Consider the following 25366-nt stretch of genomic DNA (forward strand, 5'->3'; position numbering starts at 1 on the left):
GCCGAGGGCGGGGCGGTCGCCGTCGCGGTGGCCGCGCTGGCGGGGTTCGCGTTGCAGGGCCCCTACGCGGCGGGCGCCGGGCTCGGCTCGCTCGCCGATCCCGCGCTGATCGCGGCCACGGCCGGCTCCGGCGCCGGCTGGGCCGCCCTCGCGCGGGCCGTGCTCGCAGTCGCCCTCCTGCTCGTCCTGCGCCGGTCCTGGCGGCGGACCACGCCGCCGGGCCGGCCCGTTCTCGCAGCCGCGGCAGCGGTGGCCGGTGCGCTCGTCGTCGCCACCGCCGCCACCGGGCACCCGGTCGCCGGTCCGTGGCCCGGGCTGGCCGTGGCCGTGGCCGTCGTGCACGCGGCAGCGATGTGCGTGTGGCTCGGTGGTCTGGTCGGGCTGCTGGTCGCGGTCCTGCGGCCGGGCACCTCCGCGGCGGACGTGTCCACCGCGCTGCCGGCCTGGTCCCGGCTGGCGTTCGCGGCCGTCGTCGCCCTGGTCGTGTCCGGGGTCGTCCAGTCGGTGCGCGAGGTGGGCTCGCCGGCCGCGCTGGCGCAGACCGGCTACGGGCAGCTGCTCGTGGCCAAGCTGCTGCTGGTGGTCCTGGTCCTGGCGGCTGCCGGCGTCTCCCGGGTGTGGGTCCAGCAGCGGCTGGGCGTCCGCCGGCCCCGCCGGCGCCGGACGGTCACCGCGCACGCCTTCTCCGCCACGGCCCCCGGCGAGCGGACGGAGCCGGCAGCCGAGTCGCTCGCGGCCGCGGCCGAGCGGGACCGGGCGCAGGCGGCCAACGCCGCCGAGCACCTGCCCTCGCTGCGCCGCTCGGTGCTGGTCGAGGTGGTGCTGGCAGCGGTGGTCCTCGCCCTCTCCGCGGTGCTGGTCGGCACGCCGCCCGCCCGGTCGGCCGTGGCCCAGCCGGTGGACGCCGTGCTGCCGCTGCAGGGCGCCGCGGGCGCGTCGGCGGGCAGCGTGCAGGTCTCGGTCGACCCCGCGCGCCCGGGGGAGAACGCCCTGCACGTCTACCTCTTCGACGACGCCGGCCGGCTCGCCCAGCCGGCCGAGATCCGGGTGACCCTCACCGAGCGCAGCCAGGAGATCGGTCCGCTCGACGTCGCCCTCCAGCCGGCCGGGCCCGGCCACTTCGTCGGCGACGGCATGACGATCCCGGGCGCCGGCACGTGGGCGCTGACCGTCAGCGTCCGCCTCGACGAGTTCACCGCCCTCAGCGCGACCACCGACTTCCCGGTGCGCTGACCGCCAGCTGTGCACCACCCCCGTCCCCCGAACAGGAGTTCCGTGTCCCTGCCCCGCCCGCTCGCCCGACCCGCCGTCCTGCTGCTGGCCGTCCTGACCGCACTGGCCGCATCGGTGGCGGCTGCGACGTCGGCCGCCGCCCACGTCACCGTGTCCTCGGCCGACGCCGCTCCCGGCGGGTACGGGAAGCTGACCTTCCGCGTGCCCAACGAGAGCGACACCGCCAGCACCGTGGCGCTGCGGATCCAGATCCCCGAGGCCTCGGCGATGGGGTCGCTGCGGGCCCAGCCGGTGCCCGGCTGGACCGTGTCACTGACCACCGCCGACCTCGCCGAGCCCGGCGAGGTGCACGGCCGGGAGATCACCTCCTACGTGTCGGTCGTCGAGTACCGCGCGGTCGACGGCGGCGGGATCGCGCCCGGCCAGTTCCAGGAGTTCGCCCTGTCCGGCGGCCCCATCCCCGAGGTCGAGGAGCTGAGCTTCCCGGCGGTGCAGAGCTACAGCGACGGCAGCGAGTCGGCGTGGATCGAGCCCACCGTGGCCGGCCAGGAGGAGCCCGAGCGCCCCGCGCCCGTGCTGTCGCTGACCTCGGAGGGGTCCGGCACCGCCACGGACACCGCGGCGAGCGGCCCGGCCGCCACCGGGCACGACGCCGGCGGTCACACCGACGACCCGGGCGCCCCGGCGCTGTTCGTCGCCATCCTCGCGCTGCTCACCGCGCTCGCCGGTGTCGTCCTCGGCGTGCGCGCCCACCGACGTACCGTGTCCTCGTGAGTTCCGCCGCCCGCCGTCGTCCCCGCCGGTCGCTGCCGGCGCTGCTCCTCACCGCCGGGCTGCTCGCCGCCGGGTGCGGGACCTCGGCGGAGGGCGCCACCGACGGTCACGACCACACGGCCGGCGCGCCGGCGGTGGTCGAGGGCCCCGAGGACCGGTACGCCGGCATCGACCTCCCCGAGTCCTACCGCAAGCCGACCTTCACGCTCACCGACACCACCGGTGCGCCGTACGACTTCCGCGCCGAGACGGCCGGCCGGCCGACGCTGCTCTTCTTCGGCTACACCAACTGCCCTGACATCTGCCCGAGCACCATGGCCGACGTGGCAGTGGCGCTGCGCAAGCTGGACCGGTCGCTGGTCGAGCAGATGCAGGTCGTGTTCGTCTCCACCGACCCGGCCACCGACACCCCCGAGGTGCTGGGGGAGTACCTGGGCCGGTTCGACGCCGACCTGGCCACGTCCTTCGTCGGTCTGACCGGCGACCAGGGCGCGATCGAGCAGGCGCAGCTGTCCGCCGGCGTCGTGATGGCCGAGGACGAGGGGCGGCTGCACTCCACGCTGCTGCTGCTGTACGGCACCGACGACGAGGCGCACGTCGCGTTCGACGCGGGAAACACCGCCGACGACATCGTCGAGGACCTGCGGCTGGTGACCGGCGCGTGAACCGGACAGCGGGCCGGCTGCTGACCGTCCTGGCCGGTGTGCTGGCGCTGCTCGGCCTGGCGGGACCGGCGTCCGCGCACGTCGGGGGAGAGGCCGCCGGCAGCGACTTCGATGGCCGGGTGACGTCGGTGAGCCCGGCACTGCCCGGGGTCTCCGTCCGGATCCTGCAGTTCGGCGACGAGCTGGAGCTGGTGAACGAGTCGGACGCCGAGGTGCTGGTGCCCGGGTATTCCGGCGAGCCCTACCTGCGCATCGGGCCCGACGGCGTGTGGCGCAACTCCCAGAGCCCGGCCACCTACATCAACCTCGACCGCTACGGCCGGACGTCGCTGCCCGAGCACGCCGATGCCCTTGCCGAGCCGGAGTGGCAGCAGGTCTCCACCGAGCCGGCGTACGTGTGGCACGACCACCGCACGCACTGGATGAGCGAGCACGTGCTGCCGCCGCAGGTCGCCGCCGACCCGACCCGCGCGCACGTCGTCTCGGAGTGGACCGTCCCGTTGCGCCAGGGCAGCACCGACGCCGAGGTCGCCGGGGTGCTCACCTGGTCCCCGCCGCCGTCGCCGTGGGTGGTGTGGCCGGTGGTGGCCGCGCTCCTGCTGACCGCCGTCGCCGCGGGCCTCGTCGCGCGCACGCCGCGGCTGCTGGCCGCCAGCATGGCCGTGGGGGCCGTCGCGGCCCTGTGGCACGCGGTGGCGACCCCCGAGCCGTCGGTGAGCGCCGGATCGCACGTGGGGGCCGTCGTGTCCGCCCTCATGCCCGCCGGCGCCGCCCTGCTGTGCGCGGTGCTCGGGGTGCGGGCGGCCTACCGCGGCCGGGGCGCCATGACCGGGCTGCTGGCGGTCGTGACCGGCTGGCTGCTGCTGGTGCAGGGACTGCCCGACGTCGACGTCCTCTGGACGGCCACCATCGCCTCGGCCGGCCCGCAGCTGCTCGCGCGGATCGCCGTCACGCTGCTGGTCACCCTGGGCACCGGCCTGGTGCTGGGCGGCATCGCCGCCGCGCGCCGGTTCCGCGAGGCCGACGCGCCGGCCGCGGGGGCCGGTGCCGGACGGGCCCTGCCCGTCTCCTGACACCGGCCCCGCGGCCTCGGCTCAGCTGATGTCGGCGACGATGTTCGGGGCGTTCCGGCCGAACATCGAATTGGCCCGCTGCAGGTCGCCGTCGAAGTCGACCTCGACCGCGGCGTACTGCGAGATGTCCACCGGGAGCACGCGCATCCCCCGCTCGGCGATCGCCGTCTCGATGCCGCGCTCGAAGTAGTCCTCGTGGGAGCACCCCTCGAGATACTCGATGAGCGTCGCCTTGTCGGCCGAGGAGATGTAGTTGATGCCGACCGCCTCGCCGAGCCCGCCGCGGACGATCTTCGACAGCTCGCGGATGCAGCCGTCGCCGTCGAGGGTGTACTTGACCTCCTCCTCGGCGACCGTGCTCGTGTCGACGCAGACGAAGCTCTGGTCCGCGGCGATGTAGGGCTGGGCGACCTCGAGCACCGCCGGGTCGAAGACGACGTCGCCGTTGAGCCACAGCACGCCGCCCTCGCGGGTGGTGCGCAGCCCGCGCAGCAGGCTCTTGGACGTGTTGGTCACGGCGAAGTCGGGGTTGTACGTGAACAGCAGGTCGGGGGCGGCCTTCATGATCCGCTTGCTGCGGTAGCCCACGACCGCGGTCACCGACACGTCGGCGCCCAGGACCGAGCGCAGCCCGTCGAGCTGGCGCTGCAGGATGCTGTGGCCGTCGTCGAGCCGGGTCAGCGGCTTGGGGTCCTTGCGGCCCAGCCGGGTGCCCATCCCGGCGGCCAGGATGACGACCTGGACCGACTGGATGTGCTGTCGTCGGCTCGCCGTGCGGGCCGGCAGGGGGGATCCACCCCGACGGACGGGGTTGAGGACGTGGTCACCGGTCCGCACGGACATCATCTCCTTCAGTGGTCGTGCTCGTGGAGGCCCCGGACGCGGCTGCGGTCGGGATGATCAGGTCGAGGACGCGCTCGGTGGCGTGACCGTCCTCGAGGTGGCAGAACGTCTCCTGGAACCGGGCGTAGGGCTGCACGTACTCCGACCGGATCCGCTCGACGTCGGAGATGGCGGAGACCAGCTCCCGGCTGTCGCGGACCAGCGGGCCGGGCGCGACGTCCTCCAGGTCGAAGTAGAACCCGCGCAGCTCGTCGCGGTAGCTCTCCAGGTCGTAGGTGTAGAAGACCAGCGGACGCCCGGTGATCGCGAAGTCGAACATCGTCGACGAGTAGTCGGTCACCATCAGGTCCGCGGCGAGGTACAGGTCCCGGATGTCCGGGTGGCTGCACACGTCGCGGACGGCGGAGCCGTCGACGATCTCCAGCCGGTCCATGACCATGTTGTGCAGCCGCAGGAGGAGGACGTGGTCCTCGCCCAGGCGGGCCGAGAAGTCCTCGAGGTCGATCGCGAACTCGAAGTCCTTGTCCCCGGCACCAGCGAACACCAGGTCGTCCCGCCAGGTCGGGGTGTAGAGCACCGCCGTCTGCTCCGGTCCGATGCCCAGGTCGGCGCGCACCTGGGCCCGCAGCTCGTCCCGCCGGGGGCTGGACAGCAGGTCGTTGCGCGGCAGACCGGTCTCGTGGACGGGCCCGGTGTAGCCGAAGGCCTTGCGCAGCCGCTCGGTGGTGATCGAGTTCGGCGAGAGCAGCAGGTCCCACCGGGCGATGTCCTGGTCGAGGTAGGCCAGCCGGCCCTCCGGCGCCCACAGCACGTCGTAGTGGATGCGCTTGAGCATCGTGCCGTGCCAGGTCTGCAGGTAGGTCGTCCCCGGCCGCTTCTCCCAGTCCAGCGGGATGTGGTCGTTGCTGATGACCAGGTCGGCGGCCTCGAGCGCGGTGATGCACTCGGGGGAGCCGAAGGGCACCGTCGTCACGTCCGGGGGGAAGGTGGCCTGGGTGTGCGGGGCCGCCAGCCAGGTGTGCTCGGCGTCGACGCCCCGCTCGAGCAGCGCCTCGTAGAGGGCGCGCGGGCTGTCGGAGAAGTGGCCGCGGAAGGCGACGTAGACGATCTTCACCGGGCAGCTCCGCTCAGGGCCTCGCCGGCGCCGGGACGACCGGCAACGGTTGGCAGGACGAGGTCGGCCAGCTCCTGCCAGGACTCGACGACGGCCAGCGCACCGGCCGCCAGCAGGGCCTCCGCCCGCGCCGCCCGCTCCTCGGGGAGCACGAACAGCAGGTTGCCGATGGTCGGGCAGCCCGCGACCACGGCCGACCGCACGCCGGCGACCGCGTCCTCGACGGCCAGCCCCTGCTCCGGCTCGATGCCGAGGTCGGCGCAGGCGTGCCGGTAGACCGCCGGGTCCGGCTTGCTCGTCGGCGTGGGGAGCGAGTCCTCCGCGCTGTAGCGCCGCACCGGCGGGATCAGCTCGTCCAGGCCGGTCGCGGTGAAGCAGGCGGCCAGCCGCGACAGCGCGCTGGAGCTCACCCCGGCCAGCTCGAGGGAGCCGGCCAGCGTGGTCAGCGCCGCGAGGGTGGGCGCGTGCGGGCGCAGCGTCGCCCCCAGGTGGGCGGTGACCGCCCGGCGCTCCTCGACCACCCACGGCTCGACGTCGACGTCGGGAACGCCGGCCGCGGCGGCCAGGGAGAGGGCCGTGGACCGGAAGTTCATCCCGGTGGCGGCCGCGCGGAGCTCGTCGGCGGTGTACCGGCGGTCGACGCCGATGGAGGCGAGGAAGGCGTTGGTCACCTCGGCGGAGGCGTCGAACGCCGGCTCCTCGGAGGGGAAGAGGTTGCCGTCGGCGTCGCAGAGCAGGTACTGCACCCGCTCGATGAGCGTCGGCGGAACGGTCGGCACCGGGTGGGCTCCCTTCGGGGTCGGGCTGTCTGGGGTGGGACGGGCGCTCACCGACGCAGCGCCGCGGGAGCGGGGGTCCGTGCGGCGACGGTGGCGCGGACCCCGTCGCGGTCCAGCGCCTCCACCGCCTCGTGCAGCTCGGCGGCGAACCCCGGGACGGAGCCGAGGTCACCGAAGACCGACGTCTCGCCCAGCAGCGGCCGGGGATCGTTGCCTCCCGCACGGGCGAGGGTGCGCAGCCGGTCGGCGAGCACGTCCTCCAGCGGCAGGCGGCGTCCGGCCTCGTCGGTGCCGCGCAGGTACCGGACCCAGCCGGCGACGGCGAGGGTGAGCAGTGCGTGCGGCCGCTCCTCCTCGAGCGCCTGGCGCAGCGAGGGCAGCAGGTGGTGCGGCAGCTTGGTGGACCCGCGCCGGCACAGGCGGGGCAGCCCGTCGGCGATCGCCGGGTTGGCGAACCGCTGGAGCAGGTTCTGCTTGTAGTCGGCGAGGTCGAAGCCGTCCGGCGGGGGCAGCAGCGGCGTGACCTCGACGTCCATGAGCCGCGCCACGTACCCGGCGAAGACCGGGTCGGCCATGACCTCGTCCAGGCTGCTGAGCCCGGCGAGCGAGCCGAGGTAGCCCAGGGCGCAGTGGCTGGCGTTGAGCAGCCGTGTCTTCATCAGCTCGTAGTGGCCGACGTCGTGCACGAAGCGCACGCCCACCGCGTCCAGCGGCGGCCGGCCGTGGGAGAACGAGTCCTCGATGACCCACTGGGAGAACGGTTCGGTGATGACCGGCCAGCGGTCGTCGACGCCGTACCGGCGCGCGACCGCCTCGCGCTCCTCCGGCGTCGTGTGCGGGGTGATGCGGTCGACCATGCTGCTCGGGAAGGCGACGCGGTCGGCGATCCAGCGCGCGAGCACCTCGTCCCGCAGCCGGGCGAAGCCGACGACCGCGGCGCGGGCGGCGTCGCCGTTGCGGTGCATGTTGTCGCAGGAGACGACGGAGAACGGCGGCAGCCCGGCGCGGCGGCGGCGGTCGAGCGCCTCGACGATGAATCCGAAGACGGTGCGGGGGCTGCCCGGCTCTCGGACGTCCCACCGGATGTCGGGGTCGTCGGCGTCGAAGAGGCCGGTGGAGCCCAGCCGGTAGCCGCTGTCGGTGATGGTCAGCGACACCATCCGCGTGCGCTGGTCGCTGAGCAGGTCGAGCACGGTGGCGGGGTCGTCGGGGGCGAAGTGGTAGTCGACCATGACGCCGACGACCCGGGCGCGCTCGCCGTCGGGGCTGCGCTCCACCACCGTGTAGAGGTGGTCCTGGGGGGTCAGTGCGTTCCTCATGGCGGGGCTGTGCAGCCCCACGCCCACGACGCCCCAGCCGGTGCTGATGCCGCGCTCGGCGACCTCGTCGAAGTACAGCAGCTGGTGGGCGCGGTGGAAGCCCCCGACGCTGAAGTGCACGACCGCCGGGGTCAGGGCCGAGCGGTCGTAGGTCGGCACGCTGAGCTGATGGCCGTGCAGGGAGAGGGTGGCGTCGTTCAGCGGATGGATGTCGGCGGCGCCGGCGACGTTCGCGCCCAGGGAGGGCAGCGGGCTGGTCGGCTCGGTGTCGGCCGGAAGAACGGCTGCGGTGGCGCCGGTCGAGGCTGGGGCAGGCAGGAAGGCCTGTGACATCGCATCCCTCCTTCTCTGTTCTGGACACGGCGCATCGAGCCCCACCCGTTCCGGGGTGCGGAGAGATGAGCAGTACACGGGTGAGCTCGGGTGCCGCGCAATACGGTCCGGCGCAGTGACGCACAAGCGTGATGCGGCGGGCCGGCGCGGATGTTTCACGCCGGAGAAGACTGCTGCCCCGGGCGGTCCGCACGCAAACCTCGGACGGGTGGCAGCGGGGGTGCGCTCGGTCACTGCCGCCTGACCTGCGAAAGCACATCGGTGTCAGTTGCGTGTGCGACTCGTGGGACGTGTGAGGCGGTTCACGGCGGCGTGTCGCGAGAGACGCGCCGTACACGGGGTCACGAACGGGTCACGGAATGTTTCGATGGCACCGGCCCGGATCGGGTCACCCGGACGTGAGACGGACAGGTGCATGGACGCGAGGAACGGCGAGCCCCGCACGGAGCTGCTCGGTGCGGTCGGCTCTCCCTCCGGACGGGCCGCCGCTCGGCAGGCGCGCCGCGCGGCACCGGTGGCCGCCCGCCGGCGCCCGGCCCTCCTGCTCGCCGCCCTGCTGACCGGCGGTGTGGCGGCCGCGGGGCTCGGTCTGCCGGGCGCCCCGGCGGCGTCGGCCGACGCGACCTCGGTCGCCGACGCGCAGGCGATGCTGCTCACTGCGGACGAGGGCGTCGAGATGCTGCCGCAGGCCTCGATCACCGTGGCCGAGGCGGAGGAGCGACTGCGCGAGGTGGCCGCCTCCCGGGCCGAGCGCGACGAGCGCGAGGCGGCCGCGGCGGCCGCTGCGGCGGAGGCCGCCCGGCCCAAGGCGGTGCTGCCGGTCGCCGGCGCGCGCCTCACGAGCGGCTACGGCGGGCGCTGGGGCACCTTCCACTACGGCATCGATCTCGCCGCGCCGATGCGCACCCCGGAGTACGCGGCCATGGACGGCGTCGTCCTCCGGGCCGGCTCGGCCAGCGGGTTCGGCCTGGCCGTCTACATCCTGCACGAGAACGGGGATGTGACCGTCTACGGCCACATGGACAAGATCCTTGTGAAGCCGGGGCAGTACGTGGAGGCGGGGGAGACCATCGCGCTCGTGGGCAACCGCGGTCAGTCGACCGGCCCGCACCTGCACTTCGAGGTGCACCAGGGCGGCCTGGACGGCAAGAGGATCGACCCCATCCCGTGGCTGGCCGCCCGCGGCGTCCGGATCTGAGGCGGTCGCCGGACGCGGGACGGGGCCGGGCCGGGCACTCCGCCCGGGTGCCGCCACGCCCCGGCCCCCCTGCGTCGGCCGTGCCGACCGGGCCTGTATTGTTCTCCCCGGCTCGAACGCACCAGATCGAGTCGGCTTCGGGGCTGTGGCGCAGCTGGTAGCGCACCACACTGGCAGTGTGGGGGTCAGGGGTTCGAGTCCCCTCAGCTCCACCCCGATGACCAGGCCGTTCTCCTTCTGGAGGACGGCCTGAGTCGTCTCTGGTTGCAGTTCTGGTTGCAGTTTGCCCACCCTTACCTGGCAGCAGCAGGGCGCTCATCCGGTCGGCGGCCTCTCTGGCGAGGGCCGGCATCACGTGGCTGTAGATGTCCATCGTGGTGCGCATCTGGCTGTGGCCGAGCAGCTCCATGACCACCCGCGGGTGGACGTTCTCGCTCAGCAGGAGCGTCGCGGCGGTGTGTCGTCCGTCGTGCAGCCGCACGTGCCGGACGCCGGCGGTCTGGAGCAGCCGGGTCCAGTCGTCGTAGTCGGTCTTCTTGTCGATCGGCCGGCCGTTGGGCTGGGCGAAGACCAGGTCCTCGTCGTGCCACTCGGACCCGGCCAGCATCCGCTCGCCGAGTTGGGCGGCCTTGTGCTCTCTGAGTGCGTCAAGCAGGGGTAGCGGCAGCGCCAGCGTGCGCTGGCTGCGGCGGGTCTTGGGTTCCTCGTAGATGAGCCCGCCGCCGCGGACCCGGTGGATGCTGCGCCGCACGGTGAGGGTGCCGGCTAGCGGGTCGATGTCCTTCCACTGCAGCGCCAGGGCCTCGGACTGCCGCAGGCCGAGGGCGAGGGCGACGGTCCAGCGGGCGGAGTTGCGCGCGTGCGCAGCCGCCTGCAAGACGGCGCGGGCCTCGCCGAGGTCGAGGGCGGTGGCGATGTCGCTCTGCTTCTGTGCGGGTGGGTCGACGAGGCTGGCCACGTTGCGGGGAACGTGCCCGCGCTGGACGGCGATGGTGAGCGCCCGGGACAGGATGCGGTGGTGGCGCAGCACGGTGGCGGGGGAGTAGCCGGCATCGAGGAGCGCGGTGTAGAGCTGGTCGAGGTGCTCGGGGCGCAGCCGGTCGAGGCGGTGCCGTCCGAGTCCGGGGACCAGGTGCTTGCGGACGGCGGACTCGTAACTCTCCAGGGTCCGCTGGCGCACGCGGCGCGGGGCGATGGTGGTGAGCCAGTGCTCGAGCCACTCGGCGACCGTCGGGGTCGATGTCTCGGTGATCGTTCCGGCGTCCCGCGAGCGCTCCAGGTCGCGGACCTTGGCGACCACGACGCCGCGGCTCTTGCTGCTGACGTGCCGGCGGTCGGGCTTGCCGGTGAGCGTGAAGCCGACGGAGACGTAGCCGTGCCAGCGTCCGTCGGCGCCCTTGTAGATCGTCGACTCGCCGTTCGAGGCGCGTCCCGCCATCGGTCACCCCTGGGTCGTGGGCTGGAGTGTCAGTCTCGCCGAGCGATCCGACACCGGCGGAGCGGTTGTGGACTCACGCCGCATCGGGCGGTGTCGGGCCCAGTTCGAGGAGTCCGCGCTGGTCCGTGGTGGTCTGGGCTCGGCGCAGCGCACGAGGAGCGGTGCGGGGAGCTTCCAGGCCGCGAACGTAACGTTCGAGCTCCCTGCGGGAGAGGCGACAGCTCCGGCCGATGTGGACGGGGTGCAGGTCGCCGGCTTTCATCAGCGCGTAGACCGTCGTGCGCCCGAGGCGGAGCACCGTGGCCGCCTCCTCGGGTGTGAACAACAGCGGGTCGCCGGAGACCGACTCCCTAGGTTGCTCCGCGTCGCCCATCTCGCCCTCCTCGTCGCGTGGCCTCGTGCGCCGGCGTCCGGCGCCGCACGCCCACCTGGAGAAGGCGCCATTCCCGGCCAGTTGATGACAGTGCCCGGCGAGGTTCCTGTTTTTCTCCAGTCCTGGCTGTCCGACTTCCTGATCACCTCGGGCCGACGTCCGTCGAGCTGCTCGGTCTCCTGGCCTGCTCCGGCGCGTCTCCGGTTTTCCTCCCGTACGTCGAGCGGTTCGGGCGGTGTCATGCGGTCGCAGCGCAGGCATCGAGGGTCCCGCTCGACGAGGTCCGCACGGTCCTCGCTGGCGTGCTGGGCGTAGATCGCGGGCGCGGGGCACCGGGCGCATGAGTTCCGACCACCTGGCGTTGATCACTACTGATCGGGCCGTGCTGAGCGGTCAGGCGGTGATCGCTGGCACCCGCGTGCCGGTCAGCGTGGTGCTCTAGTGCCTTACCGCAGGGATGAGTGCCGAAGAGATCGTTGCGGAGCTTCCGACTCTGACCTCGGAAGGCGTGCAGGCGGTCGCCGCCTACGGGGCGTTGCTGGCCCGTGAGCAACTGGTGCCGCGACCGCCTGAGTGAGGGTCCAACCGCACGTCCTCGGCAGGGTCGCCGAAGCGTGCGGCGCCACGTCACCCCGTCAGCGGCCCTCCGCACCGTCGACCCGATCAGCTACGTACCCGTGTCCTCGCCCGCGCGCTCTCCGCGGCCATCTCGACTTTCGAACCGGACAAGATCACGAGCCGACACACCTTATGCATCCAGGAGTGCGCAATCCGTTGTGACGAGTAGCCGACGACGGGGTGACATAAGTGCGGTCAGCCGCCCTAACGGCATGCCGCGCGGGCGACAGCGGCGCACGCAACCTCTCGCACAGGATCGGTGCGCCTCTCGGCGGGGCGTGCTGCGCGGCCACAGGGCCCTGCCGTCCAGCAGGGCCGGGATTCACGTGGCCAGCGAGGGCCAGTGGCGCGCCGGTTGGGGTGACGTCGGGCCGGTCGGGTCGTCACCGCCCCCGCCACCTACGTCACCCCCCCGCCGACCTCCCGCTTCACGACAACTCTCCCAACGTCACCGTCGACGCCGGTGCCCTACAGGAGCAATAAGGGAGCTCCGCCTCCCGGCACTTAGGGGAGGTGCCTGCGGGCACTCAGGGGAGGTCAGGTGCGCCGCTCCAGCGCGCCCGCCGCCGGTAAGACCGCAGCACCGGGTCCAGTGCCCGGCCGAGGGCGGGCATGTCCCGGTCGTAGACGCGGCCGTCATCCAGTTGACCGGCGAGCTCGCCGAGCAACCGCGGCCAGTCCCGGCGGGTCGGCTCGAGGGGTACACGAATCTCGACCCGCCGCTCGACCACCTGCACTGCCGTCCGACCGGAGTTCGCGGCGCGGCTCTGCTCCCAGGCTCGATGCCGGCAGGCGGCCGAGCACCACTTCGGGATGGGGCCGCGGCTGCGCGGGGTGATCGGTCCGCCGCACCATCCGCAGATCGTCGCGGCGGTGCGTCGTTCAGACCCGTCCGCCGCTGGGGCGCCCCGGTCCGGACGGGGGCGTTCCACCGAGGCGTGCTGGCGTTGTTGGCGGTGTTGTTGCTCGCGCGCCCGCCGTCGAGCCCGGTACTCGGGGGTGCCGCTGGTTCCCATGGCCTGAAGTCTGCTGGCAGTTCTCCTGTAACCCGTCACCACGAGTCTTCGACCCGGAAGACGTGTGATGCCTTGTGATCTTGGCGTCTCCAGTGTGTGCTCGGCCCCGGGGCGGTTGCTCCCTGTACGCGGGTGGCAAGCGATCCTTGGTTGGAGGGCCGGCTCAGGCCTCGAGCCTCCTGGCGTCCCGGAAGGCGGCCTGGGCAGACCCCTCGACTCGTCTCGTCAGCCGCGGCGGCGGGCTGGTCCCGGTTGTGCGTCGAGACGGGAGCGCCTGGCACCATCGAACTTCAAGCGCACGGGTTGCATAGGCGGCCTCTTAGCAAGGACCTGTCGCCGGGTGGCTCGCCTGGCGACAGTGTGCCCCGTGCTCGGAGAGGCTGAAAAGGTGCCGGATTTCGCCACGATCACCAGCTTGATCGGCGCCCTCGGCTTGGGCTCCGTGCTAGGCCAGTGGATCAATTCGGCCAGGGACCGGCGGTCAAGCCGCGCAAACGCGCTTCTCGCCCTGGGTCGAGTTGAGACTGCTCGGTGGGCGCCTGTCCCTGCAGGAGGAATCAGTTTCCAAGATGCGGCTCGCGCACTTATGACCGCAGCGCTACTGGCACGCATCCCGAACGCCGCGGTCCGGGAGTATCTGACGCTGGCTCAGGCCGCCGCGTGGCTCAGCGCGACGTCCTGGGAGGAAGACCCCGACCAAGAAATTGGAGGCGGCGCGATCGACAGCGAGTTCTCCCAGATCGTCCGCGATGCTGCCCATCACCTCGCGGGGATCATATGGGCGCCTGCACCTCTGCGTCGGCTTACCCTTTCGCGACGGCTGCGGGAGCTTCAGAGCCGAGCCGAAGCACTGACGCGCCTAGAAACCAGCGAAGCGCTGAAGCGATCTCGCTCCTACGGAGTTGCCTGATTGTTGGATCCATGCGCATCAGGCGTGGCAGTGCTCAACAGGTTGCCGCCGGCCTGCAGCAGCGACTTCGTTCGGGAAACTCATCGGGCGGTGAACCAGCCGCTGGCTGCGGCGTGATCGATGCCGCTAAGTGGGCTGCCCCGGGGACAAGAGCGCCGACGCGCCTCACAGGGCGGCCTCACAGACAGCGCCGATGCGAAAGCTCAGCGGCTCAGTGAGGCGTCATGTTAGCCGCCGACGCCGCAGACTCCAGGCGAGGCCGAGCAGAAGGAACAGGGCGACGACTGTTGAGGCGGTGCCACCAAGCGATACCCAAAAGAAGAAGGGAGACCTTCTGTCAAGGTTCCAGAGGACCCACTCACCGACTGCGTTAGCTCCCAAAATCAGCGAGGTGTACATGCCTATAACGGCGATATACCCGAGATCAGCCTTCCCCTTCCACGCTGCCGAGGATTCAAGCAAGGATTCCCAGACGAGAGGCAGGTTCGCGAAGTAATCCCCTTCCGACTTTGGCCAGCCCCCAAGACTGTCGGCGAAGGCGTTCTCGCGCGCCCGAAGGTACTGTGCAGCGCGGAGCATTCGAGACACCTCGCTCAACCACACAGCAAGGGCGCAGAGCAAGATGAGAGGGACGGCCGTGCACATGACGAACGCCACGGCGAGTCGGTATTCCTCGGAGTTGTCTCGGGCGCCTGTTATGACCCCGGCGACGACAATGCCCGCGACCGCAAGGCTCCATTGCATGATCGTCTGCTGGTTATTTCTTGCCTCCGCCGACTTAGCGCGGATCGCCTTATACTCCTCGACAAGGAGACTTCGTCGGATTTCCGGGTCGGCATTCACCGCCACAGCCTGAGGCGCCACAGCATCGGACTCTCCAGCCCCGGCCAGCAAGAGGGTGATGTCGACATGGAGTGGCTGCTCAGGCTCCGTCCGTGCAGGTCGCGGCAAGCCCCAGGGCACTTGCGCAGGATACGGTGAATCCGTGCCCAACGCCCACGCCAGCAGGGGGAGGCCCGAGGTGCTCGAGGCGCAAGGCGCTCCCTGTAAGTGCCGTGTCGCAGTCCTGGTTCCCGCCCGCAACGAGGCGGCGACCATCCAGGACGTGGTCAGGCGCGCAACTCTGGCTTTGCGTGGGATGGGGCTGGGCCCGAAGGATGCCGTCATCTTCGTCATCGCCGACCGTTGCGATGACGGGACACCGGAGCTCGCAGCAGCCGCCGGTGCAGTCGTGGTTCAAACACCTCCCCGGGAAGCGGGGCTTGGCAACGCATATAGACGTGGCGTCACCGCCGCCTTGGATTGGGGCGCTGAGTTCATAGTTCATATCGACGGGGACGGGCAATACTGCGCCGACGATATCGGCAGATTGCTTCGGACGGTGCTTGCAGGTCGCGCAGACATCGTCATCGGTGACCGACTTGGCGATCGCCCGGACTGGATGCCGCCATCTAGGTTCTTTGCCAATAAGGTCGCGTCACGGATAGTGCTAGCGGGGCTGAAGTGCGCCCGAGTGGACGCACAGTCGGGTTTTCGAGTTTTCACGGCAGACGTGGCGGCAAATTGCCATGTCAGAGGCTCGTATACCTATACCCATGAGCAACTGCTCGCCGCCGTGGGTAAAGGGTACAGGGTCAAGTCAATACCAGTCAGCTTCCTGGTGCGCTCACATGGACAGAGCCGACTTGCCTCATCGATCCTCAAGTACTCCGTACTGACGGCCTCCACGATCGTCAGAGTGAGGCTCGCAAGACTATTCATGGTGTCTCGTCGATTCGTCGACCAGCTGTGCTGACGTCAAGCCCAGTCGCCCATCCTCCTGCGGCGTCCCCCAACGCGGACCCAGTCGGGCTGAGGGGGTGGTTGCGGGCGGTAGAACATCGCGCCTGCATCGAGGCTAGCGAACGCCCCACGTCCATAGTGGCCGCTGGGGGTAGTTAAAATCGACTTATTCTCGAGCCGGTAGCGCGTCAGCTTGGCCATTCGTCACAACGAGTCCCGACACCGTGGATGCAAGACGTGTGTCCTTCTTGATCTTGCAAGTCTCCGGTGCTTCCGGGCGGGTTCGAGGTCGCTGTCTCGGCAGCCAGCGCGTCGTCGGTTCTCGGATGCGCGAGCTCGGGGCCGGGCTCGCGCATCCGCCGGAGACCGGCCGCGCCGTGTGCGCACAAGGGATCCGTCGCGGTGGCAAGTCGCTGCCCACCAATCCCGCGTGGCCTTGGAGCCCAGATGCCAGGAAGGTCAGCGCCTCTGCAGAAGGGCAGCGACGCAGGCGATGATCGCCGTGGCGTCCTGGCGGGTATAGCGGAAGTTGGCGGTGACGGTGTCGTCATGGTGGGCGCCGCTGGCGAGCGAGAACAGCGTCGTACGTAGCGCTGCAAACCTTTGGTCCAGGTCACGTTGCCGGGGGGCGCCCTGGGGGTCGTACGTAGAGGTTGGGTCGAGTTGGTCGTACAGATCGAGGGCCAGTCGCGCGTCCCGCACCGCGTCCTCGGCGCGCCCGTCGGTCTGCGCCCGCATCGCCGATTGAAGCCGACGACCGGCCCGCGCACGCAGGCTGTCGGGATCGCCAAGGGGCAGCGGAACCAGCAGCGGCACGCTGACCAAGGCGCCGAGCCGCTCGGCGTGGACGGCCCAGATCGGACCGGGAACGCGGACCCAGTCCTGGGCGTCTCCGGCCGGGTAGTCCAGCGGTGGCGCATTAGCGAGAGTCACGTTGAGATCGACGAGCAGTTCCAGGTCACTTCCCTGGCGCGCCGTTTCGATGCCGGCCAACTGCGCGTCGCTGATCGTGGTGGTCAGGAGTACCGAGCGCGGATAGGCGGCCGTGCCGCTGATTGGAAGCTGCTGCGCAGCATGCAGCACCCCCACCCAGCTCATCGTGCTCTGCAACCGCAGTGCGCCGGAGATAAACGCGACCGATCCAGGCGGCAGCCCGACCGGGGTCGCCTTGTAACGGAGCGCGAGTCGGTGGCCGCCAAAGCCCGCTTCGGCTGCGATCTCGTCAAAGGCAAGCCGAAGTTCCGCACCCGGGCCTAGATAGATGCTTGTCACGCCGATCATCGTCCCGAATTCCGAGGCCCCGTGGTGGATGGGTCACGCGGCAGCGAAGTGGGAGAAAGGACGACGACCGTCGGGCCTGGCTGAACGCCGGCCGTGCGCTCGACCGGCGGCACGGGGTCCGCGGCGGCAGCGGACGGCTACGTGGGCTGGTCTCTTCGGGTTAGCGTCGGCGTGTGGGAAGGGGGTCACAGTCGCGGAAGCTGACGCGGCAGCGGAGGGTGCCCACGGAGCCGCCGCAGGAGCTATGGGTGTCGCGACGGGCGGGTGCGCGGAACGTCGCCGGGGTCAGGTACCAGTTGCGGTTGACGGCGGCGCTTCTCGTCCGGGCGGCGCAAGGAGTGTTCCCGGCAACTGCGCTAACCCCGGAGGGGCTGGAGGACGTCGACACGGTCCCCACGCCGGGCGCCGAGAGGCGGTACGTGCAGGCGAAGGAACAGGCGTCGGCGGACGCGTTCCTGGGTCTGGGAGACCTGGCCGACTTCCTAGCTCATGTCGCGCCGATGCTCCGGGATGATCCTGACGCCACGGGGTGCCTGGTAACAAACGGCGGGTTCGGTGGCGGCCTTGCGGCCACGGGGTGGGAGCAGTGCCTGGAGCCGGCGCCGAATGTAGTGGCGAACATCGCCGCGGTAGTGGATGGGGTGGGCGAGGCCGAGGTGGGGTCGCTGCTGCGTCGAGTTCGCTTGGTCAAGGACGCAGCCGACCTCACGGGAGCGGCGATGGATCTCGCTGATCTTCGCGACATCGATCCTGCGGTAGCGCAACTTGCGCTCGACCGGTGCCTGATGGTGGCGGCGGACGCGTCCGCAGAGCAAGCCAGCCGGCCAGCGGGGCGGCCGGTAACGCTCGCGCTGGGCGAGCTGGATGTGGCCGTAGACGCTGCCATGCGGGCAGTCGCGACGGCCGCGGTGCCGATGGACCGGCTGCGTCGTGTCGTCGCACCGTTGACGTTCCGGGTGGAGTCTGCGCTGCCGGTGGAGGATTTCCTCAGCGGCGTCGACGTACGGCCTGAGCACATCGCGGCCGGGCTCGACGTGGCGCGGCGAGACGAGTTGGACGCGATCGCGAACGGGCTGGCAAGCGATCGTCTGGCGCTGATCGTGGGACCTAGCGGGACTGGGAAGTCGGCGCTGCTGTGGCGGGCCGCGGCCGAGCATGCGCAGCGGATGCGTGTCTGGCGAGTGCACGCAATTGCGGAGGCGAACGTGGACATGGTGGTCGCGGCGATCGAGCAGCAGCGTCCCTCAGAGTCGTATCCGCTCCTGGTCTGTGTGGACGACATCGGCAGGGCCAGCCGTGCGGGGTGGCGTCGGGCCGGGGAGGCGTTGCTCGAGATGTCAGGGGTCTACATCGTGGGAGCGGCGCGCGAGGAGGACTTCGCCGTCGCGGACGCGCTGCGGCGAGCGGTGATCGTGCGCCCGACCCTGACGCGGCAGGCCGCAAAGGAAATCGGGCGGCTCCTGCGGGAGCGCGGGGTCCGTCCGGTGATGGCAGTCGATGAGGCATGGGGCCAGGCGCGCGGTCTGTTGATGGAGTTCCTGCATCTGGTGGTGGCGGGGCGTCGGCTGTCGACAGTGCTGGCGGAGCAGGCGGCCGGGCTTGAAGATCCTGCGCGGGCGACGGAGCTGGCGGTGGCGCGCTATGTGACGGCGGCGCATAGCGTCGGCCTGGATGTGGATCCCGGCACGCTCCTGCGGCGGGGCGGCGGCCCGGATCTCGCGGCAGCGCTGAGCCGGCTGAACCGGGAGCATCTGATCGTCGAATCAAAAGCCGGCACCTGGTCGGGACTGCACGAGCTGCGGTCGGCGAAGCTGCGCGCACTGCTGCACGAACGCCCCCCGCCGCGCATCGCGGACACTCTCGCAGCAGTCGTGGAGGACGCTCCGGCTGCAGCTGTCGCGGCCCGACTGCCAGTCATCGTCAGAGAAGCAGGCGACTCTATGACGATCGCGGACGCCGTGACACGGCGGGTCGCCTCGGCGGGCACGGATTCGGCACAGTGGCTGGAAGCGGCGCGGTTGGCCGATGTGGCCGAGCATGCACGCGCGTGCGTGCGCGTCGCCCGGACGCTGCCGCTGTCGATGAATCTTGGCCAATGGCTGATGCTCGCAGTTGGAGCGCGGTTCGCTGGGGTTGACCTGTCGGTTCTGCCCGAGACATTCCACCAGCAGGCGGCCGCACTGCCCGCCCCCGACCCCGCTTTGTTCAGGCGAGCGGCCGCCGCAGTCGACGAGGACGAATGGCTGCGGCGGATCACTGCGGCCACGCCTGTAGACGGTGCCCGCCTGCTGGAGGCGTTAGAGACCGGCGTGGCCTGGACGACCACCGCCTCGGCGCGCCTCGCGGGCGCGGCCCCGTCCGGGGACGTACGGGTAGCCGCGCGATGGATCGCTAGCGCGCATCGCGCATGCGCAGACGACGCTGCTCGAGCTGCGCTGCTCACAGCGCTGCCGCCGCCAGCCGCCCGGCTCGACGCCCTACGGGACGAATGGCCGCTGCTCATCGACGCCGAACTCGACCACGCGAACGGGACCGCGCGGACCAGGTTCATCCACCCCATCGACGGGGCCCAGTCGCCGGAGGCGCGCGCCGCCGAGCTCGCGTCGACGGTGCTCGACCTGCTGCCGGAAGCACACGTGGCAGAGGTGACCGTGGCGCGCTACGACGGCGCCGACCTGCCGATTCTCGGCCGGACCGGGCCACACAAGGCAATACCGCGCGAGAACATGCCGCCGCAGGTCGTGACCCGATGGAACCGCGGGTTCAACGACTGGGTGGAGCGCGAGCTCTCCTCCACGTCGCTGACCGCGCGGCTGCGGCAGCAGGCCGCGGCCGTCACGCTGGCCCGCGACGTAGTGCTGACAATGGTCGAACGCCTGGTGCGGCCGGGCGACGCCGACCGGAAAAGCTTGAGGCGATGGGAGCAACGTCGTCAGCAGCTGCAGCGCGACGCCGCTGCGCTCGGTGCCATGCCGGCGACCGAACCGGTCCTCCTCGCGCCTCTCGGCTCGCCGCCCAGCAAGCGCGGAGACGACGCCGCACAAGCATTGGATACGGCGGCCTCGGCTGCGCAGCAGTTCGCAGAAGCCGCCGCGGACCCCGACGCGGCCGCGAGTCGTCAACGGATGCGGCTCGTCGGCTCGCAGTTACGAGACGCCGGTGAGCACTTCCGCGCCGCGACCGCTACCGGGGCTGCGCGGCTGGCGGGAGAGCCGGATCCGCTCGACCCGACCCTTACCGCCGTCCTCGGCGACGCTGCGACCGTTCTGATCGGGTTCGCCGACGGCGCCACGATCGACCCTCCGCCGGAGCGGCTGACGGCGGCCGCCCTTCGGGACGTGGCAGCCGCCATTCGCGACCGGCAGCTGCGCGACGAGCGAGAGCTGCTCCGCCAGGCGCTCGCCGAAGTCCCCGGCGCCTCCGTCGACGCCGCTCGCCCCGTCAGGTCCGGCGCGAAGCCGAGCATGGTCGCGGAGCCCCGCCGGTGGCTGCTGCCGGTTGCGCCGGCGGCTCATGCCGCCGCCGTCGAAGCGCTACTGCGGCTGGTGCGAGCTGCGCCAAGCGCGCACCCTCTCGCATTCCGCGTCATCGCCGCCCCCGCGGAGGCGGGCGTCCTGTACAGCTACACCGCGACCGTGATCGGAGCCCGCGACCCCTTCCCGGTCATCGACATCGACGAGCTGCACGAGCTCGCACAACAAGCCGGGCTGCCCGTGCGACCCGGCCGGTTCGTCGCGGAGACCGCCGAGATTATCGGGGCACTCGGGCGCGCATCGCGGGCGGCGGTGGCCGCGGCTCTGCTCTCCGGGACGCGGCAGGAGCCCGAGCTCAGGCAGCAAGCCAGTGATGAGCTCCAGCGGGCCCAAGGACTGCTCAGAACCATCGACATTCCCGACGTCGCCGACCCGCTGCGACGCATCGCCGACGCCGTGGCGGCCGAGACCACCGACGTCAGCCCCGGCACCCTTGCGCTCGAGATCGACGACATGCACACGCACGGCACGGTCGGCCCTTGCGTAACGACGCTCGAGGTGGCCGTCCAGGCCGCCGCCACCGCTTGATCCGACCAAGCTGTCGGCCGAGAGGCCGTCGAAGCATGGCGCGCAGGTCTGGACATCCAAGCGACTAAAGCTATGCCGCAACCTGGCCGTATAGACGACTGGACCACCGGACGGCACGTGTCCGGGCCCGCCATGCAGTGAAAGCGGCCGGGCCGACTACTTCAGAGTCGTGTCAAGGGACCAGGAGAAGGCTAGCTCGCCAGGCGCGGTGGGTCGTCGCCCGACGGTTTCACTGAACTGGATGTCCTCGCTGGCTACTTCGGGCGGCATCAAGGCCGCAACCAGCGCGAGGGCCCCACCAGGGGGCCAGGTGATGTTGGGAGGCATGGTTATGCCGACCCAACCTTCTTCGAGGGAGCCGTCGGTCTCGAAGACGAGATCGACCGTGATCGTTGCCGTGCCGACTGCGTCGTGCGCCGCGACGAAATCCTGCCGAATCTCCTGCCCGTTGACTGCGCGGGCCTTCTGAAGGAGCTCGGGTGCCATGCGCCGGAGGGATCTGATCAGCTCCTCCGGCGTGATCGTCTGGAGCTTCTCGTAGTCGTCGGCGGTCGGAGTGAGTAGTCCGTCGTCCTGGAGGCCGGCGAAGTAGTTGTAGACATCCTTGCGATCCCCGTCGGCGTGGTATTCGCCGTATGCCACGAGCCAACAGGTATCGAAGTCGGGGTCCCACAGGGTCGCGCCGCGCGGGCGGCCAACGTGAAGGCTGCGGAAGGCGCCGCGCGGTCTGAGCGCCTGGATCGGTTCGCCGCCGTCGGGGGCCTGAGCACGACGATCAACGAAAGCGCGGACCACCATATGGCGGTCCGCGAAGTCGCGAGCGTCCCGGTCTGCATACAGCTCCGGCAGGCTTAGATCATCTTGCAGGCAGCGCAGAGTGACCCTGAGATGCGGGGAGGGCACTCCTGTCAGACGGCGAAGCGAGCGGCAGCTCGCTCAGCGCGCTGACGGCGTTCGCGCTTCTGACGTTCGACGATCTGGGCGGGGGAGGAGTTGCGAGCTTCCTCGATGCGAGCTGCAAGCTCGGCAGGCGACATCTGGCGGACCTCATCGACGAGTCGGGCGGCAGGAGCGCCATGGTCTGGCTGGATGCGCTGGAGCGTTGCCATGCTGTTCCTTCCTGTCGTCGCCCTTTGCGGGGGCGGCGAGGACCCCACGCTCCTTTACAACGGCGCGTGGGTCAAGTTCTTCCTAGCGTAGACGGCAACCTCACCCTAAGGGGGGACGCGGCTCCAGGCAGATCGGAAGCTCGGATGCGAGGGATAGTGCTGACATCCCAGTTAGGCTTCCCGCGCCCGTTGGGCCGGCGGTTGCGAAGCAACGCGGGAAGCCTAACTGGGATGTCAGGGGCATGGCGAGAAGCTCGCGCGCGCCGTTCGCTAGACTCCGGCGACTGTAAGGAGAGGCAACGATCCGGAGTCTAGCGAACGGGTCAAGCGATACGGCGTTTATGCAGGTCAGCACGGCGTTTCGCGTCACAGCTGGTAAGGGCCGTCTCGTCGATCGACGTCCGCCATTGAATCTTCCGCCCGCCGGCCACGAGACCGGAAGGGCCCGGATCGACCAAGTGATGCAGACCCGCGAGAGTCAGGCGGCCATCGGGTGATGGTGGCAGCGTCCACCGGTGTTGGCCCGGGCCCCGCAAGGCGCACCGGCCTTTGTTCGGCCGCCGCTCTCCCCGCAACGAGCTGGTGACGCAAGGACCGGGCGAGCGAAGGGCAGGACGACCGCGTCGTGGTCCGGGATCGGCGAAACCGCGGGATGGGCTGTGGTGGTGACGGTCGGCACCACGGGAGGGCGATGGCCGGCACGCCGGCGCAGAGTCGCCGCGGCGGTGAGGCCAGCGGTGAAGGCAGCGAGCGCGGTGACGGCCTGGCTGATCCGCATGCCTGGTTCATCGGCAGTCCGGGGGTCCTCCCGCACTCCCTGAGTTCAGGGGTCCGAGGTCGGCCCGACGCGGGACTGGCCTGGGAAGCGTGGGCGTCCTCATAGGTGTCCTACTGAGGCTGCCTAAAGAACTGGATTTATGGTTGCAGTTGCTGTTGCAGTTAACGGTGTTCGCGGTTGTACGTGCACGTTCGCGGCTGTTCAAAGCAGCAGGTGAAGTGGCTTACGGGACCGTAGCGAACCGCTACGAACCTGATCAACTCGGCCTGGCAGTGTGGGGGTCAGGGGTTCGAGTCCCCTCAGCTCCACCCCGATGACCATGCCGTTCTCCTTCCGGGGAGCGGCCTGAGTCGTCTCTGGTGCCAGCGTGGTTGCCACCTGCGCCAGCAGGGTGCCCCTGTCCGTCGTGCTGCGCATCTGTGCGTGGGCGAGCACCCCCATGACGACTCCCGGGTGCGTCCAGCCGGGCAACAGCAGAGGCGCATGAGTGTGCCGGCCCCTCGCGGCGTCGGACCGTGGCGACGCCGGCCGGTTCAGCTCGGTCCGCGCTCAGCGCGGACGGCGAGCAGGGCCATGTCGTCGTCGAGGGCGAGGGTGAAGCGCTGCACGGCGTCGCGCACGGTCGCGACCAGCTGTGCGGCACTGCTCCCGGCTCCGCCCGCCGCGTCGAGCAGCCGCTGGTCCCCGAACTGCTCGGGGCCCCGCCGGCTCTCGGTGATGCCGTCGGTGTAGAGCAGCAGCGTCTCACCGGGCGCGAGCAGGTGCCGGGTGCCGTGCAGGTCGACGGCGTCCATGAGGCCGAGGGCGGTGCCGAAACGGCCGATGAGCTCCGTGCTGCCGTCGGCTCGGACCACGACCGGTTGCGCGTGGCCGGCCAGCACGAGGTCCACCGCGACCCCGCCCCGCCCGTCGGGTCCCTCCCGGCTCAGCATCGCCGCAGCCAGCGTGCAGAACTGCTGCGGGTCGGCCGCCTCCAGCATGACGTCGTTGAGCAGCTCGATCGCCTGCACGAGCGGACGCCCCTCCCGCACCAGCGTGCGGAGCACGTCGCGGACCAGGCCGGTGCGGGCTGCGGCCCGGGCGCCCTTCCCACACACGTCGCCGATGGTGAGCAGCCACCGATCCGAGCCGACGGCGACCACGTCGTAGAAGTCGCCGCCCACGTCGGCTCCGGTGCTCGCGGGCAGGTACTCCGCAGCGAAGTCGACGCCCGGGACGCGCGGCAGCGCGCGGGGCAGCAGGGCCGCCTGCAGCATCTGCGAGACCTGCACGTGCTCCTCGACACTCCGGGCGTTCTGGACCGCGAGGGCGGCGCGACGGGCGATGTCCTCGATCAGGAGGAGGTCCTCGGGCGTGTGCGCGCGGCCCGCGGGTCGGCCGACGAGCAGCACCCCGACCGAGGTCCCGCGGGCCTGCAGCCCGATCGCGACACCGTCGGTCGGGTCGGAGAACCACGAGGGGGCAGCGGCCCGGTGAGCGGCCGCGAGCAGTGCGCTCAGCTCGGGTGGAGGACCGGGTACGCCGTCGGGGTCGAGCACCGTGGTCAGCTCGGGCAGGCGGTCCTCGTCGGCGTGGGTCAGCCCGGCCAGGCGCAGCCGACGTACCGGACCCGGGAGGAGGACCGCGCACCACTCGCCGAGACGGGGCACCACGAGCTGGGGCACGAGCGCGGCCGTGAGGTCGAGATCCAGGGACTGGCCGAGCAGCTCGCTCGCCTCGGCCAGGTAGCTCATCCACGCCCGTCGGCGCTGGTCCACTTCGCGCAGCCAGTGCGCTTCGGCCGTGAGGGCGATCCGGTCGGCGATCAGTTCGGTCAGCTCACGGGCGTGCGGGCTGTCCTCGGCCTCGCGGAGGACGAGCCGGATGCTGCCGCGCAGTCCGGTCGTGGTCGGCAGCGGCACGGTGAGCACGTGCCCGGGACCGGTGTCGTCGGACGCGCCGGCGCGCGCGAGGTCGCGGACCCCCGAACCGTCGCCGGGGTCGACCTCGACGACGATCGCGGTGGCGTCGACCAGGTCGAACAGCCGGGTGGTCAGCTCCTGGACCAGCTCGACCGGTGACAGCCGGCGCGCCAGGGACGCCGGCACGTGCACCAGCCAGCGGGTCTGCTCGGCCGTGGACCAGGCGCGCTCGGGGGCGGGTGCGGACGCCGCCGGCTGCTCCTCACCGGCCACCGGGCGACGGGCCATGGTGAACCAGACGGTGTGCCGGCCGTCGGCGGTGTGCCGGGTGCCCCACGTCGTGGACAGCCGGGCCACCAGGGCCAGCCCGCGACCGTGGGTGGCCGCCCGCCCGTAGCGCTGTCGCGGCTCGGCCAGGTGCAGCTCCAGCGCGCCCGGTCCCTGGTCGGTGACGGACACCGTCACCTCGTCCGCGCCGGCTGCGACGGCGAGGTCGAACGTGGTGCCGGCGTGGATCACGGCGTTCTCCGACAGCTCGCTGGCCAGCAGCACGACGTCGTCGACGAATTCCGACCCGCCTCCGGCAGCGCCGGCGTCCGCCACTTCGGCCAGGGCGTCGTGGATCATCATGCGCACACGTCTGATCGATCGGATGTCGGGCGGGAACCGCATCCGCCGCTCGAGCTGAACGGGCACGCGTGCAGCATGCCTCAGTGGTCACGGGGAACCGGACCAGACCTGCCGACGCCGGCCGGACTGGACGAAGCA

At 71.2% G+C, this 25366-nt stretch carries 18 protein-coding genes, 1 tRNA gene and 2 pseudogenes; 9 read left to right on the forward strand and 12 right to left on the reverse strand.

Annotation, left to right across the window (positions count from 1 at the left end; translation table 11 throughout):
- The 4 genes from C5507_RS11260 to C5507_RS11275 form a co-directional block, all read left to right on the forward strand.
- Positions 1–1233, forward strand: a 1233-nt coding sequence (locus C5507_RS11260; protein ID WP_104528622.1) for a CopD family protein, incomplete at its 5' end; no start/stop codon positions are given.
- Between the two features lie 42 nt (positions 1234–1275).
- A complete protein-coding gene (locus C5507_RS11265) occupies positions 1276–2007 on the forward strand; it encodes a YcnI family protein (protein WP_104528623.1) in 732 nt (243 codons plus the stop codon).
- Entirely contained in the window at positions 2004–2672 is a 669-nt protein-coding gene (locus tag C5507_RS11270) for an SCO family protein (protein ID WP_104528624.1), read from the forward strand. The genes C5507_RS11265 and C5507_RS11270 overlap by 4 nt, the downstream gene beginning before the upstream one ends.
- Positions 2669–3745 (forward strand): hypothetical protein, encoded by a 1077-nt coding sequence (locus C5507_RS11275; RefSeq protein WP_104528625.1) that lies wholly within the window; start codon positions 2669–2671, stop codon positions 3743–3745. The genes C5507_RS11270 and C5507_RS11275 overlap by 4 nt, the downstream gene beginning before the upstream one ends.
- A gap of 21 nt (positions 3746–3766) precedes the next feature.
- Here the strand turns inward: C5507_RS11275 and C5507_RS11280 are convergent, their stop codons facing one another.
- The 4 genes from C5507_RS11280 to C5507_RS11295 are packed head-to-tail and all read right to left on the reverse strand — an operon-like array spanning position 3767 to position 8133.
- A complete protein-coding gene (locus C5507_RS11280) occupies positions 3767–4582 on the reverse strand; it encodes a phosphocholine cytidylyltransferase family protein (protein ID WP_242610905.1) in 816 nt (271 codons plus the stop codon).
- Complete coding sequence (locus C5507_RS11285) at positions 4569–5702, reverse strand: CDP-glycerol glycerophosphotransferase family protein (protein ID WP_104528627.1); 1134 nt, start codon at positions 5700–5702, stop codon at positions 4569–4571. The genes C5507_RS11280 and C5507_RS11285 overlap by 14 nt, the downstream gene beginning before the upstream one ends.
- Entirely contained in the window at positions 5699–6481 is a 783-nt protein-coding gene (locus C5507_RS11290) for an HAD family hydrolase (RefSeq protein ID WP_104528628.1), read from the reverse strand. Before C5507_RS11290 ends, C5507_RS11285 begins: the two co-directional genes overlap by 4 nt.
- 47 nt (positions 6482–6528) lie before the next feature.
- The gene (locus tag C5507_RS11295) at positions 6529–8133 is read right to left on the reverse strand and encodes a mannitol dehydrogenase family protein (RefSeq protein ID WP_104528629.1); all 1605 of its coding nucleotides are present in this window, start codon (positions 8131–8133) and stop codon (positions 6529–6531) included.
- 415 nt (positions 8134–8548) lie between these two features.
- Here C5507_RS11295 and C5507_RS11300 point away from each other — a divergent pair, with 415 nt between their 5' ends.
- Together C5507_RS11300 and C5507_RS11305 are read left to right on the forward strand one after the other, a co-directional pair.
- Positions 8549–9331 (forward strand): M23 family metallopeptidase, encoded by a 783-nt coding sequence (locus tag C5507_RS11300; RefSeq protein WP_104528630.1) that lies wholly within the window; start codon positions 8549–8551, stop codon positions 9329–9331.
- A gap of 139 nt (positions 9332–9470) precedes the next feature.
- Positions 9471–9543 (forward strand) — tRNA-Ala (locus tag C5507_RS11305).
- Between the two features lie 152 nt (positions 9544–9695).
- Here C5507_RS11305 and C5507_RS23495 read toward each other — a convergent pair.
- Together C5507_RS23495 and C5507_RS11325 are read right to left on the reverse strand one after the other, a co-directional pair.
- Positions 9696–10769: pseudogene (locus C5507_RS23495) on the reverse strand (tyrosine-type recombinase/integrase); the annotation flags it as partial.
- A 73-nt stretch (positions 10770–10842) separates the two neighbouring features.
- The gene (locus tag C5507_RS11325; RefSeq protein ID WP_104528633.1) at positions 10843–11142 is read right to left on the reverse strand and encodes a helix-turn-helix domain-containing protein; all 300 of its coding nucleotides are present in this window, start codon (positions 11140–11142) and stop codon (positions 10843–10845) included.
- Positions 11143–11482: 340 nt separating this feature from the next.
- Here C5507_RS11325 and C5507_RS23145 point away from each other — a divergent pair.
- A pseudogene (locus C5507_RS23145) lies at positions 11483–11719 on the forward strand (DUF433 domain-containing protein).
- Positions 11720–12287: 568 nt separating this feature from the next.
- Here the strand turns inward: C5507_RS23145 and C5507_RS11340 are convergent.
- A complete protein-coding gene (locus C5507_RS11340; protein WP_242610906.1) occupies positions 12288–12497 on the reverse strand; it encodes a hypothetical protein in 210 nt (69 codons plus the stop codon).
- A gap of 1411 nt (positions 12498–13908) precedes the next feature.
- Complete coding sequence (locus tag C5507_RS11345; RefSeq protein WP_158657579.1) at positions 13909–14649, reverse strand: hypothetical protein; 741 nt, start codon at positions 14647–14649, stop codon at positions 13909–13911.
- 22 nt (positions 14650–14671) lie between these two features.
- Between C5507_RS11345 and C5507_RS11350 the strand changes: the two genes are divergently transcribed.
- The gene (locus tag C5507_RS11350) at positions 14672–15481 is read left to right on the forward strand and encodes a glycosyltransferase family 2 protein (protein ID WP_158657580.1); all 810 of its coding nucleotides are present in this window, start codon (positions 14672–14674) and stop codon (positions 15479–15481) included.
- A gap of 446 nt (positions 15482–15927) precedes the next feature.
- Here the strand turns inward: C5507_RS11350 and C5507_RS11355 are convergent, their stop codons facing one another.
- Positions 15928–16740 (reverse strand): hypothetical protein, encoded by an 813-nt coding sequence (locus C5507_RS11355; protein WP_104528638.1) that lies wholly within the window; start codon positions 16738–16740, stop codon positions 15928–15930.
- A gap of 257 nt (positions 16741–16997) precedes the next feature.
- Here C5507_RS11355 and C5507_RS11360 point away from each other — a divergent pair, with 257 nt between their 5' ends.
- Positions 16998–20810, forward strand: coding sequence for a P-loop NTPase (locus C5507_RS11360; protein WP_104528639.1), 3813 nt, complete (start codon positions 16998–17000; stop codon positions 20808–20810).
- A gap of 156 nt (positions 20811–20966) precedes the next feature.
- Here the strand turns inward: C5507_RS11360 and C5507_RS11365 are convergent, their stop codons facing one another.
- The 3 genes from C5507_RS11365 to C5507_RS11370 form a co-directional block, all read right to left on the reverse strand.
- Positions 20967–21608 (reverse strand): hypothetical protein, encoded by a 642-nt coding sequence (locus C5507_RS11365; RefSeq protein WP_130504121.1) that lies wholly within the window; start codon positions 21606–21608, stop codon positions 20967–20969.
- A gap of 110 nt (positions 21609–21718) precedes the next feature.
- Positions 21719–21919, reverse strand: coding sequence for a hypothetical protein (locus tag C5507_RS22290; RefSeq protein ID WP_130504122.1), 201 nt, complete (start codon positions 21917–21919; stop codon positions 21719–21721).
- Positions 21920–23230: 1311 nt separating this feature from the next.
- On the reverse strand, positions 23231–25294 hold the full coding sequence (locus tag C5507_RS11370) for a SpoIIE family protein phosphatase (RefSeq protein WP_130504123.1): 2064 nt from the start codon (positions 25292–25294) through the stop codon (positions 23231–23233).
- Positions 25295–25366: the final 72 nt, after the last annotated feature.

It is taken from the genome of Blastococcus saxobsidens (genome assembly GCF_002938435.1).
Classification (GTDB): Bacteria; Actinomycetota; Actinomycetes; order Mycobacteriales; family Geodermatophilaceae; genus Blastococcus; species Blastococcus saxobsidens.